Source organism: Cellulomonas sp. ATA003 (genome assembly GCF_031582905.1).
GTDB lineage: Bacteria > Actinomycetota > Actinomycetes > Actinomycetales > Cellulomonadaceae > Pengzhenrongella.
The window spans coordinates 267399-279655 of the sequence record NZ_CP133990.1; the positions used below are offsets into that span (position 1 = coordinate 267399).

The window sequence follows — 12257 nt, forward strand, 5'->3', positions numbered from 1 at the left end:
CCGACGCCGCTGAGCCGCGACGGTTCCTGCTCAGCGATCCGGCTCAGCGGTCCGGCGGTGGTCCGGTCGTCGTGCCGACCTGCAGGTCGACCGGCAGCACCACCTCGGCGACCGGGCGGCCGGCCGCGAGCTCCACCGCCGCCTCGCCCGCGAGGCGGCCCTTGTCGGCGAGCGGCTGGTGCACGGACGTGAGCACGTCCGGGGCGAGCCACGGCAGCTCGATCCCGTCGAAGCCGGAGACCGACACGTCCTCGGGCACCCGCAGGCCGAGCTCGCGGGCGGCGAGGACGACGCCCGAGGCGAGCAGGTCGCTCAGCGCGACGACGGCGGTGGGCGGGTCCGCGCGGCGCAGGATCTGGTGACCCGCGCTGCGCCCGTGCTCGACGAGCGACGCGGGCGTCTCGATCACGACCTCGGGCACCACACCGGCGTCGGCGATCCCGGCCAGGCGGCGACGGGTGTGCGCGTACCCCGCACGCGTCGGGCCGTCGGCCTCCGGCGCGCCCAGCCGGCGGTCGTGCCCGTACGGCAGGGCCACCACCCCGAACCGTCGGTGCCCGAGGGCCAGCAGCTCGCGCACCATCCGCGTCGTGCCGCCGCGGTCGTCGATGCCGATGTTCGCGGTCGCCGCTCCCGGTCGCCCCGGGTCGTCGCCGATCTCCCCCTCGATCGACACCACGGGGATCCCCCGGCGGGTGAGGGCGAGCACGACGCCGTCGTCGGGACCGTTGGCCAGCACGACCACCGCGGCGTCCATGGCGGCGTTCTGCACGAGCGGTGGCACCTCGCCGGCCTCGGACGGGATGAGGAGGAGACCGAGGCTCTGCTCGCTCAGCGCGTGCGCGAGGCCGTCGAGCATCTGGGTGGAGACCGGGTCGCGGAAGCTGCGGCGCAGGCGGTCGCCCACGACGACGCCGACGATCCCCGACCGGCCGCTGCGCAGCTGCTGCCCGAGCGGGTTCGGCCCGGCGTAGCTCAGCCGGGCGGCGGCGGCGAGCACGCGGTCACGGGTGGCCGCGGCGATCGGTCCTGCGCCGGAGAACGCGAGCGACGCGGTGGAGACGGAGACGCCCGCCTCGGCGGCGACGTCGGCGAGCGTGGGTCGGGTCACGTCGGTCCATCCTCCTGGGCGCGCGGTCGCTCGTCGGCGCAGCGCGCCGCCGTCGCATGCGGGCGGCGTCACACGGCGGACCGTTTGACGCCGCGGCCAGCGTACCGAGACACTGGTCCCTCGCGATCGAATCGATTCGACGGCCGTGTCGCTCACCTCGCGCCCGCTGCGCCCCTTCCTCATGCGGCTGTTCGGGCTGAGGGGCCTCCTGTTCTCGAGCCGGCCGACGCGCCGCCCGCCGCGCACCCGCGTACCGGCACCACCGCCCGCACCACCGCCCCCGAGGTGACCCGATGAGCACGACCCGCACCACGACCGTTCCCCGCGCCGTGCAGGCCGCCTCGCGCGCGGTGTTCATCGTCTTCGTGCTCAACGGCTTCAACTTCGCGAGCTGGGCGTCCCGCATCCCCGCCGTCCGCGACCAGCTCGAGCTGTCCGCCGCGCAGGTCGGCGTGCTGCTGCTCATCGGCTCGATCGGGTCGCTCCTGGCGCTGCCGCTGTCCGGCCTCGTCGTGCAGCGCCTCGGTGCCCCGCGGACGGTCCTCGCGTTCGCCGCGGCCAACGTCGCCGGCCTGCTCGTCGCCGCGAGCGGGGTCGCGGCCGGTGAGATCGTCGTCGTCGGGGCCGGGCTCGTGCTGTTCGGCGTCGGCACGGGCGTGTGGGACGCCGCGATGAACCTCGAGGGCGCGCTGGTCGAGCAGCGACTGGGCCGCACGATCATGCCGCGCTACCACGCCGGGTTCTCGGTCGGCACGATGGCCGGCGCCGGCATCGGCGCGCTGGCGGCGGCCGCGGGCACCTCCGTGCTGCTGCACCTCGCCTTCGCCCTCCTCGCCAGCCTGGCGGGCGTCGTCTGGGCCGTCCGCGCGTTCCTGCCCGCCGGGCACGGCGACCCTGTGGCGGCCGACGCCGCCGCGGGCGTGGGGCCCGACGGCGGCGGGGCGGCGGGGGCCGGCGCCCGCGGGGCGCTGCGCGCCTGGACCGAGCCGCGCACGCTCCTCGTCGGGCTCGTCGTGCTGGCCGCGGCGCTCACCGAGGGCGCCGCCAACGACTGGGTCGGGCTGGCGGTGGTGGATGGGTTCGACCAGACCAACGCCGTCGGCGCCCTGACCTTCGGCCTGTTCGTCACGGCGATGACCGCCATGCGCCTGCTGGGCACGAAGCTGCTCGACCGCTACGGGCGGATCGCCGTCCTGCGGCTGTGCGGCGGGCTCTCGCTGACCGGCCTGCTGATCTTCGCGCTCGTGCCGTGGCTGCCGCTCGCGCTGGTCGGGGTGGTCCTGTGGGGGCTGGGTGCCGCGCTCGGCTTCCCGGTCGGGATGAGCGCCGCCAGCGACGACCCTCGCGCGCACCCGCCCGGGTGAGCGTCGTCTCGACGATCGGCTACAGCGCGTTCCTCGCCGGCCCGCCGCTGCTCGGGCTGCTCGCCGAGCACGTCGGCTACCGCGCCGCTCTGCTCGCCATCGCCGTGCCCGTCGCGATCGGACTCGTCGTCGTGCGTGCGGCCGCCCCGCTGGTCCCCGGTCCGGTCCCGCCCGGGCCGGGCGAGGCGGCACCCGCCGGTCCCGCTGACTCCACCGACCCCACCGACCCCGCCGACCCCGCCGGCTCCGGCGCCGAGCCCGACGGACCCCGTGCGGCGGGCCGTCCGACGTCCGGCGTAGCCTCGGACGCATGACTGCCGACGTCCGCACCGCCGTGCTGGCCGACCTGACCACCCTGCGGCTCGGTGGTCCGGTGAGCCGGTACGTCGAGACCGACTCCGCCGACGCCCTCGTCGAGGTCGTCCGGGCCGCCGACGCCGCCGGTGAGCCGCTGCTCGTCCTCGGCGGCGGGTCCAACCTCGTGGTGGCCGACGACGGCTTCCCGGGCGTCGTCGTGCGCGACGTCCGCAGCGGCGTCGAGGTGGAGGCGGCCGACTCGTGCGGCGGTGCGAGCATCCGCGTCCCGGCCGGGCAGGACTGGGACGCCCTCGTCGCCCGGACGGTCGACGAGGGCTGGGTCGGCGTCGAGGCGCTCTCCGGCATCCCGGGCTCCACCGGCGCCGCGCCGGTGCAGAACATCGGCGCCTACGGCCAGGAGGTGTCCGGGGTCATCTCGACCGTCCGGGTCTGGGACCGCGAGCGCCTCCGCGTCCGCACCCTGCCGCTGGTCGACCTGCAGTTCGGCTACCGGACGTCCCTGCTCAAGCGGTCCCTCGTCGATCCGGGGTCGCCGTGGGGCCCGACGCCCCGCTACGTCGTCCTCGAGGTCGGCATGCAGCTGCGCTCCGGTGACCTGTCCGCGCCGGTCGTCTACCCCGAGCTCGCGCGCCGTCTCGGTGTCGCGATCGGCGAGCGTGCCCCGCTGCGTGCCGTCCGGGAGGCCGTGCTCGCCCTGCGGCGCGGCAAGGGGATGGTGCTCGACGCCGTCGACCCCGACACCTGGAGCGCCGGGTCCTTCTTCACCAACCCGGTCCTGGCCGAGGGGCAGGCCACGACCCTGCCCGACGGCGCGCCGCGGTTCGGCGTGCGCACCTCGCGCCCGGAGCGATCCACCGGGCCCAGCCTGGGTGCGGTCGACCCCGGCCTGGTCAAGACGAGCGCTGCCTGGCTGATCGAGCACGCCGGGTTCGGCAAGGGCTTCGGGCTCCCCGGGGCCGTGTCGCTCTCGACCAAGCACAGCCTCGCGCTGACCAACCGCGGCGAGGGCTCGACCGCCGAGCTCGTCGCCCTGGCGCGCACGATCCGCGACGGCGTCCGCGACACCTTCGGGATCACGCTGGAACCCGAGCCCGTGCTCGTCGGGGTGTCCCTGGACGACGCCGCCTGACCTGCCCCACATCGCCGTCGTCGGCGGCGCCGCCGCGGGGGCGAGCAGCGCGCCCCGCACGACGTCGAGCACCTGGGCGTCGTCCAGCCCGGCCGCGCGCGCCTCGCCGACGAGGACGTGCGCCGCACGCGCGACGGCGTCGTCGGCCTGGGTGCGGCCGTCCGCGACCACGGTGCCGGTCCGGCGGCGCGTGGTGACCACGCCCCCGGTCTCGAGCTCGCGATAGGCCCGGGCGACCGTCCCGGCGGCCACGCCGAGGTCGCTGGCCAGCGCCCGGATCGTGGGGAGCCGGTCACCGGCGCGCAGGCGGCCGGCTGCGACGTGGGCGAGCACCTGGGAGCGGATCTGCTCGAAGGGCGGGACGCCCGACGCGAGATCGACCTCCAGCTGGAGCGTCACGCGGGGGTCCGGTCCCGGTGCTCGGCCGGGGCGGGTCGCAGCTCGCCGACCGCGGTCGCCGGCACGAGCGCGATCACGAGCCCGGCCAGGGCGACCACCAGGCCGAGGACGACCGCGGCGGTGCCGAGATGGTGCATCGGCAGCAGCTCGGCCACCTCGCCGTCGAGCCCGTACCGCGTGCCGACGTTCCGCAGCGGTCCGCCGGCGACGAGCAGCACGCCGGCCGCCGTCCAGGCGAGCACGAGCTGGGCGCCGCGCAGGGCCCGGTGCGCCGACAGGCGACGCAGCGCGAGGTCCCACGCCGGGTCGGCGTCGGACACCACGGGGCGCCGAGCCACGAGTCGCAGCAGCCCCTCCGCAGCGAGGAGGACGACGGCGACCGCCAGCATCAGCGGCACCCCGTAGTACCAGCCGGGGAAGGGACTCGCGCTCCTGGAGCCGAGGTCCCACGTGCGGGTCAGTGCGCGCCCGTCGTCCGCGACGAGGCCGCAGGCGACGAGCGTGACCACCGCGAGCAGGGCCCAGGCCCACGTCACCCGGCGCAGCCGGCCGGGTGCGACGTCCCGGGCGGTGCGACGCGCGAGCGGGGCGCGGCGCACGGTGCCGGACGGTCGCGGCCAGGTCGCCTCGCCGACCACCTGGACGGCCGCGAACGCGAGTCCGGCGACCGCGGGCACGAGGCCGAGAAGGACGCCCTGGGTGAGGTCCGCGGGGCGGCCGGCGACCAGCGTCGGCCCTGCGGCCAGGGTCAGCACGAGCGCCACCAGGGCGATCGCATGCACGACGGCGGCGTGGCGCCGAGCGGCCTCGGCCGCACGGGACGGCGGCGGGGCGGGCGCGCGCACCCCCACGACGGCCACCGCGACCAGGGCCACCAGACCCGCCAGCACGAGCGCGGCGAGGAGCAGGACGATCAAGCCGGGACCTGCCATGGGGACCTCCTGGAGCATCGTCCATCAATGTATCGAGTGATTGACACAATGATGCCTCGGTGTCCGGTCCGTCAAGCGTGGACGGTGCCGCCCTGGGCCCCGACCGGCGCCAGCCAGTCCTCGACGGCGGCCAGGGCACGGCCCCGGGTGGCCTCCGACGCCCGCGACGCCCGGATCGACCCCTGGCCAGGTCGGCCAGGGCGTCGTCCTCGAACCCGTGCACCTCCCGGGCGACCGCGTACTGGTCGACGAGGCGCGAGCCGAACAGCAGCGGGTCGTCGGCGCCCAGGGCGATCGTCGCCCCGGCGTCGACCAGGGCCCGCAGCGGGACGTGCGCCGGCTCCGCGTACACGCCCAGCGAGACATTGGACGCCGGGCACAGCTCGAGCGCGATGCCGTCGGCGACGAGGCGCTCGAGCACCCGGGGGTCCTCGGCTGCCCGGACCCCGTGCCCCAGCCGGTCCGGACGCAGGTGCGCCAGGACCTCGCGCACGTGCGCCGGCCCGAGGAGCTCCCCGCCGTGCGGGACGGACGCGAGCCCGGCGTGGCGGGCGATGGCGAACGCCGGCCCGAACTCGGAGGTGTCACCGCGCCGCTCGTCGTTGCTCAGCCCGAAGCCGACCACCTCACCCGGCCCGTCGCCCGCGTACCGGGCCGCGAGGCGCGCGAGGGTCCGCGCCTCGAGCGGGTGCCGCATGCGCGACGACGCGACGACGACGCCGACCTCCACGCCGGTGGTCGCGGTGGCGGTGCGGGCGGCGTCCAGCACGATCTCCAGCGCCGGCGTGACGCCGCCGACGAACGGCGCGTAGGACGTGGGGTCGACCTGGATCTCCAGCCGCAGCGACCCCTCGGCGGCATCGTCCTCGGCGGCCTCCTGCACGATGCGGCGCATCGCGGACTCCGAGCGCACGCAGGCCCGCGCGGCGTCGTACAGCCGCTGGAAGCGGAACCAGCCGCGGTCGCCCGGGGCGATCTCCAGCGGGTCGCCGTCGAGGAGGGCGGCCGGGACGCGCACGCCGGTCTGCTCGGCGAGGTCGGCCAGGGTCGACGTCCGCATCGACCCGGTGAAGTGCAGGTGCAGGTGGGCCTTGGGGAGCCGGACGAGATCGCGCATCGCGGTCAGTGTGCCAGCCGGGACGATGCCGCACGTGGCGGGCCGGTGCGCGGCCGGGCCGCCCCAGGGGTCGGCGCGCCGGCCGGTGGACGCTGGACGGCACCGACGTCGGGCGGGCGCTACTCGGCTTCCGCGAGCAGGCGCTGGATGCGCGTGACGCCCTCCGCGAGGTCGTCGTCACCCAGGGCGTAGGACAGCCGCAGGAAGCCGCTCGGGCCGAACGCCTCACCGGGCACGACGGCGACCTCGGCGTGCTCGAGGATCACCGCGGCGAGGTCCGCGGACGTCGACACCGTCGTCCCGCGCAGGGTGCGGCCCAGCAGGCCCTCGACGCTGGGGTAGGCGTAGAACGCGCCCTGCGGCGTGGGGCAGACGACGCCGTCGATCGCGGACAGCATCTCGACCATCGTGCGGCGGCGGCGGTCGAACGCGCCGCGCATCGCGTCCACGGCCGAGAGGTCACCGGTCAGCGCGGCGATCGCGGCGCGCTGCGAGACGTTGGCGACATTCGACGTCAGGTGCGACTGCAGGTTGGTGGCGGCCTTGGTGACGTCGGGCGGGGAGATCATCCAGCCCACCCGCCAGCCGGTCATCGCGTAGGTCTTCGCGACGCCGTTGAGCACGATCGTGGTGTCCGCCAGCTCGGGGACGACCTGCACGATCGGCGTGAACGCCGCGTCGTCGTAGGTCAGGTGCTCGTAGATCTCGTCCGTGAGTACCCAGATGCCGTGCTCGTGCGCCCAGCGGCCGATCGCCTCGGTCTGCTCGGCGGAGTAGACGGCGCCGGTCGGGTTGGACGGCGAGCAGAACAGCAGCGCCTTGGTCCGCTCGGTGCGCGCCGCCTCGAGCTGCTCGACGGTGACCAGGTAGCCCTGGTCCACGCCGGCGAACACCTCGACCGGGACGCCGCCCGCCAGGCGGATCGCCTCGGGGTAGGTGGTCCAGTACGGGGCGGGCAGCAGGACCTCGTCGCCCGGGTCCACGACGGCCGCGAACGCCTGGTAGACCGCCTGCTTGCCGCCGTTGGTGACGAGCACCTGCGACGGCGACACCTCGTACCCCGAGTCCCGCAGCGTCTTCGCGGCGATCGCCTCCCGCAGGGCGTTCAGCCCGGCAGCGGGGGAGTAGCGGTGGTTCGCCGGGTCGCGCGTCGCCGCTGCGGCGGCCTCGACGATGTAGTCCGGGGTGGGGAAGTCGGGTTCGCCCGCGCCGAAGCCGATGACCGGCCGGCCGGCCGCCTTGAGGGCCTTGGCCTTGGCGTCGACCGCGAGCGTCGCGGACTCCGCGATGGCGGCCAACCGGGTGGACACCCGGCGGCGGTCGGCGGGCTGAGGGGCGGCGGCGGGTGTGTTCACGGTCACGCGCTCCATCTTGGCACGCGCGGGTCGTTCGACCCGCGGCCCCCACTCGCGTACTGTGGTCCCTCGGTGGACGTCCGCCATGATCAAGCGCGCCTGCGAGGCGGTATCCTCGTTGCTCGGCTCGGTCGAACGGCGTCGATCGACCACCGAAGGGCAGTGGCGCAATTGGTAGCGCACCGGTCTCCAAAACCGGCGGTTGCGAGTTCGAGTCTCGCCTGCCCTGCGCACGCGGCAGCCCGGTCGGCCTCAGGCCGGCCGGGTTACCTCCAGGCCTGACACGTGCCGGTCCACGTGCCGGATGCCAGCACCCGGCCACACCACGAGACGTAGGGACGAACCTGTGAGCGAATCCGCACCCGCTGCGGCGTCCGGCGCCGGCGGCGCCGCCGCCGACGGTGCGCACACTGCCCGCAGCGCGCCGGAGAAGGACAGCGGTCGGGGCAACGTGTTCGCCCGCATCGCGCTCTTCGTCCGCCAGGTCGTGGCCGAGCTCAAGAAGGTCGTCCGCCCGACCCGGTCCGAGCTGTTCACCTACACGTCCGTCGTGCTGGTCTTCGTGGTCGTCGTGATGGCCTTCGTCACGGTGCTCGACCTCGGCATCGGTCAGGTCACGCTGTGGGTCTTCGGCGACTGAGCCCCGCCCGGTCCGGCGCCCCGCGGGCGACCGACGTCGCGCCACGAGCGCAGGCGTGTCCATGAACGACGGCATTCCCCAGAAAGCAGGTCACGACGTGTCCCAGGAGTCGCAGGAGCAGACCGCCGGCACCCCCGCCGAGGCGGAGCTCGAGGACGCTCTCGCCTCGATCGGTGCCGTCGAGTCCGCCCACACCACCGACGAGCTCGACCCCGCCGACGAGGCGTCCACCGAGGACGTCACGGCCGACGAGCCCGAGGCCCCGGCGACCGCCGACGAGCCGGTCGCTGACGAGCCCGCAGCCGACGACGTCGTCGTCCCCGCGGAGCCCGAGGAGGTCGACCCGGTCGAGGAGTTCAAGAAGGACCTGCGCCGCCAGCCGGGCGACTGGTACGTCATCCACTCGTACGCCGGGTACGAGAACCGCGTGAAGACCAACCTGGAGAACCGCATCCAGAGCCTCAACATGGAGGACTACATCCACCAGGTGGAGGTCCCCATGGAGGAGGTCACCGAGATAAAGAACGCGCAGCGCAAGATCGTGCGCCGCGTCCGGATCCCGGGGTACGTCCTGGTCCGCATGGACCTCACGGACGAGTCGTGGGGCGCGGTGCGCCACACGCCCGGCGTCACGGGCTTCGTCGGTCACACGCACCAGCCGGTGCCGTTGACCCACGACGAGGTCTTCTCGATGCTCGCGCCGACGCTCGCGCCCAAGGCCCCCGCGGTCGGTGGCGGTGCCAAGCCCGCGGCCGAGATCAAGGTCGACTTCACGGTCGGCGAGTCGGTCACCGTCACCGACGGCCCGTTCGACACGCTGCCCGCCTCGATCTCCGAGATCAACGCCGAGAGCCAGAAGCTCAAGGTGCTCGTGTCCATCTTCGGCCGGGAGACCCCGGTCGAGCTGTCGTTCAGCCAGGTCGCCAAGATCTGACCGGCAGGCGACGGGCCGCCCTCGGGCGGCCGCACTCTGCTGGCCGGTCGCGCGCCAGCACTGCAACCGGGTCATCGCCCACGGCGTCGGCCCACAACACGAACGGAAGGCATCATGCCCCCCAAGAAGAAGGTCACCGGCCTGATCAAGCTCCAGATCAAGGCCGGCGCCGCCACCCCGCGCCGCCGATCGGTCCGGCGCTCGGTCAGCACGGCGTCAACATCATGGAGTTCTGCAAGGCCTACAACGCGGCGACCGAGGCCCAGCGAGGCAACGTGATCCCGGTGGAGATCACGGTCTACGAGGACCGCTCCTTCACCTTCATCACGAAGACCCCGCCGGCCGCGGAGCTCATCAAGAAGGCCGCCGGTGTCGGCAAGGGCTCGCCCACGCCGCACACCGTCAAGGTCGCGACCCTCACGGGTGCGCAGGTCCGCGAGATCGCCACGACCAAGCTCGAGGACCTCAACGCCAACGACCTCGCCGCCGCCGAGAAGATCATCGCCGGCACCGCCCGCTCCATGGGCATCAAGGTCGAGGGCTGACCCTCGTCACCGGCCGGGCCCACGGGCCCGGCCTCCGGCAGGACCCGGCGCGCGCACCGCGCGCCGGCGCAGGACGGCGTCGGGCACGGGCCCGCACCGAGAACGTCAGTGGGAGGGCCACGCGCTGGCCCGCCGGATCGTCCGACCACGACTGCACAGAGAAGAGAAGCAGATGACCAAGCGCAGCAAGGCCTACCTGGCCGCCGCGGAGAAGATCGAGCAGGACCGCCAGTACGCGCCGCTCGAGGCGGTCCGCCTCGCCAAGGAGACCTCCGTGGCGAAGTTCGACGCGACCGTCGAGGTCGCGTTCCGCCTCGGCGTCGACCCCCGCAAGGCGGACCAGATGGTCCGCGGCACGGTGAACCTGCCGCACGGCACGGGCAAGACCGCCCGCGTCCTGGTCTTCGCGACCGGTGAGCGTGCCGAGCAGGCGCTCGCCGCCGGTGCCGACGAGGTCGGCGGCGACGAGCTCATCGCGAAGGTCGCGGCCGGCTACACCGACTTCGACTCCGCGGTGGCGACCCCCGACCTCATGGGCAAGGTCGGCCGGCTCGGGAAGGTGCTGGGGCCGCGTGGCCTCATGCCCAACCCGAAGACGGGCACGGTCACCATGGACGTCGCCAAGGCGGTCTCCGAGATCAAGGGCGGGAAGATCGAGTTCCGCGTCGACAAGCACGCGAACCTCCACTTCATCATCGGCAAGTCCTCCTTCAGCGACGTTCAGCTGGTCGAGAACTACGCCGCCGCCCTCGACGAGGTGCTGCGACTGAAGCCGTCGGCCTCCAAGGGTCGCTACATCACCAAGGCCGTCATCACCACGACGAACGGCCCCGGCATCCTGCTCGACCAGAGCAAGACCCGGAACCTCACCGAGGTCGACGCCGACGCCGCCTGACGCGTCCTCCAGCGGTCCCTGCGGGGCCCGGCAGCCACTGCGGCTGCCGGGCCCCGCGGTCGTCCGGGTTCGGCCCGCGGCCCGCGGAGGTGCACGCGGCCGCCCCGACCTGGCCGTCCGCGGCCCGCCGCAGGCCCGCCCGTCGACGGCGATTTGGTCCCGCCCGATCCGTCGCGTACAGTCGTCCACGCCCAAGACCGCCGGTCGTCGGCTGCCCCTCTGCGGAGTGCAGCTCACCGAAGTCCCGCAGCAGCGGAGGCCAGCGCAGGTGAGAGTCTCGTCGTCGGACCGTGTCCGGTGTGCATCCGAGCCCCGCGCCTGCGCGGGGCTCTTGTCGTCTGTGGGGCCGAGGTGGCGAGCGGTGGCACCACCATCGGAAGGATTGCCATGGCGAGGCCGGACAAGGCAGCCGCAGTCGCAGCGCTCACGGACCAGTTCCGCGAGTCGAACGCGGCCGTGCTGACCGAGTACCGCGGGCTCACTGTCGCCCAGCTCAAGCAGCTGCGGCGCACGCTCAGCGGCAACGCAACCTACGCCGTGGTGAAGAACACGCTGACCTCCATCGCGGCGAAGGAGGCAGGGGTCGACGTCGACGACGCGCACCTTGCCGGCCCCTCCGCGATCGCCTTCGTGACCGGTGACCCGGTCGAGGCTGCCAAGGGTCTGCGTGACTTCGCCAGGGCGAATCCCGCGCTGGTCATCAAGGGGGCGTCCTCGACGGTCGCGCCCTGACCGCCGAGGAGATCACCAAGCTCGCGGACCTCGAGTCCCGTGAGGTCCTGCTGGCCAAGACGGCCGGCATGTTCAAGGCGACGCTGTTCCAGGCGGCGTACCTGTTCACGGCGCCTGCGGCCAAGGCCGTGCGCACCGTCGAGGCCCTGCGCGAGAAGCAGGCCTCTGCCGAGACCGCTGCCTGAGCCGACCCGGCTCGCGCACACACCCCCAGCTCCGGGGCGTGACCGACAGGTCGTGCCTGGACAGAACGGAAGGAACGCCATCATGGCGAAGCTCAGCACCGACGAGCTCATCAGCGCTTTCAAGGAGCTCACCCTCATCGAGCTCTCCGAGTTCGTGAAGGTCTTCGAGGAGACCTTCGAGGTCACCGCCGCCGCGCCCGTCGCCGCGGCCGCCGCCCCGGCCGCCGGTGGCGGCGCCGACGCGCCCGCCGAGGAGGAGAAGTCGGAGTTCGACGTCGTCCTCGAGGCCGCCGGTGAGAAGAAGATCCAGGTCATCAAGGAGGTGCGCGCCCTCACGAGCCTCGGCCTGAAGGAGGCCAAGGACCTCGTCGACGGCGCCCCCAAGGCCGTCCTGGAGGGTGTCAACAAGGAGGCCGCTGACAAGGCCGTCGCCGCGCTCGAGGGCGCCGGCGCCACCGTCTCGGTCAAGTGACCCCTCGCCCCTGACCGGGGGCGACGGCGTCGCGACCCCGCGAGGGTGCACGTCACGCGAGGCCCGCACCGGCTGCCGGTGCGGGCCTCGCTGCATGGTGCGGGGCGGCCGGCGGAGCGCCCGACGACG

General features: G+C 74.2%; 8 protein-coding genes, 1 tRNA gene and 5 pseudogenes. 9 read left to right on the forward strand and 5 right to left on the reverse strand.

Features of this window, described 5'->3' with window-relative positions:
* Window positions 1-43: 43 nt before the first annotated feature.
* Window positions 44-1111 (reverse strand): LacI family DNA-binding transcriptional regulator, encoded by a 1068-nt coding sequence (locus tag REH70_RS01360; RefSeq protein ID WP_310751268.1) that lies wholly within the window; start codon window positions 1109-1111, stop codon window positions 44-46.
* A 293-nt stretch (window positions 1112-1404) separates the two neighbouring features.
* Here REH70_RS01360 and REH70_RS01365 point away from each other — a divergent pair.
* Together REH70_RS01365 and REH70_RS01370 are read left to right on the forward strand one after the other, a co-directional pair.
* Window positions 1405-2633: pseudogene (locus tag REH70_RS01365) on the forward strand (MFS transporter); the annotation flags it as partial.
* Window positions 2634-2785: 152 nt separating this feature from the next.
* Window positions 2786-3922 carry a UDP-N-acetylmuramate dehydrogenase gene (locus tag REH70_RS01370; protein ID WP_310751271.1) on the forward strand — a complete coding sequence of 379 codons (1137 nt, stop codon included), beginning with the start codon at window positions 2786-2788 and terminating at the stop codon, window positions 3920-3922.
* A gap of 177 nt (window positions 3923-4099) precedes the next feature.
* On the opposite strand, the pseudogene REH70_RS01375 reads toward REH70_RS01370, so the two are convergent.
* The 4 genes and pseudogenes from REH70_RS01375 to REH70_RS01390 all read right to left on the reverse strand — a co-directional run.
* Window positions 4100-4321: pseudogene (locus REH70_RS01375) on the reverse strand (GntR family transcriptional regulator); the annotation flags it as partial.
* Window positions 4318-5253: a hypothetical protein gene (locus REH70_RS01380; protein WP_310751274.1), complete on the reverse strand. Its 936-nt coding sequence runs from the start codon at window positions 5251-5253 to the stop codon at window positions 4318-4320. The pseudogene REH70_RS01375 and the gene REH70_RS01380, both read right to left, overlap by 4 nt.
* 71 nt (window positions 5254-5324) lie before the next feature.
* Window positions 5325-6370 (reverse strand): annotated as a pseudogene (locus tag REH70_RS01385) (adenosine deaminase).
* Window positions 6371-6489: 119 nt separating this feature from the next.
* The gene (locus tag REH70_RS01390; RefSeq protein WP_396134618.1) at window positions 6490-7740 is read right to left on the reverse strand and encodes a pyridoxal phosphate-dependent aminotransferase; all 1251 of its coding nucleotides are present in this window, start codon (window positions 7738-7740) and stop codon (window positions 6490-6492) included.
* A 141-nt stretch (window positions 7741-7881) separates the two neighbouring features.
* Between REH70_RS01390 and REH70_RS01395 the strand changes: the two genes are divergently transcribed.
* From REH70_RS01395 to rplL, 7 genes and pseudogenes are all read left to right on the forward strand, one after another.
* Window positions 7882-7954 (forward strand) — tRNA-Trp (locus REH70_RS01395).
* Window positions 7955-8071: 117 nt separating this feature from the next.
* Window positions 8072-8365, forward strand: a complete 294-nt coding sequence (gene secE / locus REH70_RS01400; RefSeq protein WP_310751280.1) for a preprotein translocase subunit SecE — start codon at window positions 8072-8074, stop codon at window positions 8363-8365.
* A gap of 97 nt (window positions 8366-8462) precedes the next feature.
* The gene (gene nusG / locus REH70_RS01405) at window positions 8463-9299 is read left to right on the forward strand and encodes a transcription termination/antitermination protein NusG (protein WP_310751282.1); all 837 of its coding nucleotides are present in this window, start codon (window positions 8463-8465) and stop codon (window positions 9297-9299) included.
* 114 nt (window positions 9300-9413) lie between these two features.
* Window positions 9414-9844, forward strand: a pseudogene (gene rplK, locus REH70_RS01410) (50S ribosomal protein L11).
* A gap of 172 nt (window positions 9845-10016) precedes the next feature.
* Window positions 10017-10739 carry a 50S ribosomal protein L1 gene (rplA, locus tag REH70_RS01415; protein WP_310751285.1) on the forward strand — a complete coding sequence of 241 codons (723 nt, stop codon included), beginning with the start codon at window positions 10017-10019 and terminating at the stop codon, window positions 10737-10739.
* A gap of 387 nt (window positions 10740-11126) precedes the next feature.
* Window positions 11127-11656, forward strand: a pseudogene (gene rplJ, locus REH70_RS01420) (50S ribosomal protein L10).
* Window positions 11657-11738: 82 nt separating this feature from the next.
* Window positions 11739-12128 carry a 50S ribosomal protein L7/L12 gene (gene rplL / locus REH70_RS01425; RefSeq protein ID WP_310751288.1) on the forward strand — a complete coding sequence of 130 codons (390 nt, stop codon included), beginning with the start codon at window positions 11739-11741 and terminating at the stop codon, window positions 12126-12128.
* Window positions 12129-12257 lie beyond the last annotated feature (129 nt).